Annotated in this window: 2 protein-coding genes; both read right to left on the reverse strand. The window is 52.7% G+C overall.

What is annotated here, in order from left to right; all coding sequences use genetic code 11:
• Positions 1 to 54: 54 nt before the first annotated feature.
• A complete protein-coding gene (locus tag E8P82_RS14880; protein ID WP_136455832.1) occupies positions 55 to 1263 on the reverse strand; it encodes a P-loop ATPase, Sll1717 family in 1209 nt (402 codons plus the stop codon).
• 223 nt (positions 1264 to 1486) lie between these two features.
• The coding region (locus E8P82_RS14885; protein WP_136455833.1) for a transposase family protein at positions 1487 to 1817 on the reverse strand (331 nt) is incomplete at its 5' end.

A 1817-nucleotide genomic window follows, 5' to 3' on the forward strand; every position in this document is an offset into this window, starting at 1 on the left:
GAGGCCTTTCGGATGGGCAGTGTAGGAACTTCCATCATCGGAAGGCCTCGACGCCTATCCCGTGACCGACGCGCCCACACCGGCCACCCCGCCCGCACTCTCAATTACGATGAGCCGCAAAACCCCCGCTAAATTATCAAAAATCTCACCCACGAAATACTCGGAGCAATATTTCTGGACTGCCGTAATAGCGTTCGCCTGCGGGACCTCGCCCGGCCGCTTAAACGCTTTTTGTAGCTCCACCAGCATCGCGACTAAATCACGAGGCAACAACCTCGTGTTATCAAGCAGATATTCTGACATGTCGCTATGAGGGCCCTTAGCGAATGGTTTACCCAAGTACTGGTTAACAATATTTTTGATCTCCGGTTTCGACGCAGAAGCTTTCCTGCTAACTAGATTCCAAAGCTCATTTTTCGCACCAATTCCATTTTTGTGCCAATCCAGATATACCGAGTGGTTCTTCAGCTTATTTATCTCGGGCCCAGGGAGAACGTCCAAGATATCTGAGCGAACGGCTGTAACAATGTTTATAGGCAGTCCAACGCTCGTCAAAGCTTTATTCACACTACTGATAGCCTGCATTAAACCCGACAGTGAGGACCATTCGTCGCTCGCTTCAAAGAAAAATGAATCAAGACCATCGATTGAAACGATATGCCTGCTATCCGTCGTGACATCAAGTATCTGAGACTTTATATATGAACTCATCTCCAGTGGGGTAATCATCACGTGCTCAAAGTTACTTTCGAGGCCTAACACTTTGGCATCTATCTTAAGCGTTCCACCGGTCCACCGTGTTACTTTAGACAACCAGTCACCCTTGATAAAGCCCCTTTCTTTCAGTGCCTTGATCATTACTGGGAAGGAATTTTTTGAGGTGATCCCATGGTCCGTGCTAAGAGATTCTGCAATACGCAGCCAGAGAAGGAACTCCCAAGAAGCTTGAGCTCGAGATCCGCCGGAACTTTGACCTGAACTTATAGTGGTGACGTCTGTTATAGGGAAGGCGCTTAGATTCCAGTACGAAAAGAATCGGTCGCAGCGATCCTGCCAAGACAATCGAATATGTTCAAGCACAGCCGACTTACCCGATCCTTTAGGTCCGATTATTAACCATATGTGTCCCTGCATGGCATTGTACGCTGCATTGTTGTAGTCGTAGTAGCCATTCGTAAGGAGCAATGGTTCGTCCATCGCTTCCTCGCCTGCATCGAGTAGGCCGAAGTGAAGATCTCTTAAAGCGGGGAGGTTGGACGGCATGGAAGGAGACTACACGCAGCTGACTCGAGTGCACCATGGACGTAAGCCCTTCGGCCGCTCCTTATTCATCCACCTCCATTCCCGATCTGCCGTGACGCGGTGAGCGACTGCGAGAAAGTCGAACTGGAGCGCAAGTAGCTACAACCGATCGCTGGGTACCAGTCTTCGTTACTGGTCATCGAAGTAGGGGGTCAGAGGGTGTACTCGAAACAGTGAGGTTTTCTCATCGGGCTCCGCGCTCTTGAGTGGTGAGTACGAGAGCGGCGGCGGTGATATCTCCGATTCGTGAGGGTGAGAGGGTGATGCGGTGCAGGGTCGTCCAGCGTTGTGTCAGCAGCGCGTTGGCGCGTTCGCCGATGGCGCGCAGTCGGGTCAGCAGGGCGTTGTATGCCCGGTTGTCCCTGTCGAGGTTGTGGCCCTTGATCGGCGTGTGTACTCCGATGCCGGCGCCTTGATAGCCCTTGTCCGCCAGTGTGGGTAGCCCTGCAGCGGCGGCTGGGTAGAGCGCGCCGAGGCAGTGCTTACCGGCGGCGGTGATGTCGTGGGTGGCCCCT

The organism is Arthrobacter echini (assembly GCF_004803505.1).
Lineage (GTDB): Bacteria > Actinomycetota > Actinomycetes > Actinomycetales > Micrococcaceae > Arthrobacter_D > Arthrobacter_D echini.

Coding starts and splice junctions, on each gene's coding strand:
- E8P82_RS14880 (WP_136455832.1), bottom strand. CDS start 1,263: ATGCCGTCCAACCTCCCCGCTTTAAGAGATCTTCACTTCGGCCTACTC.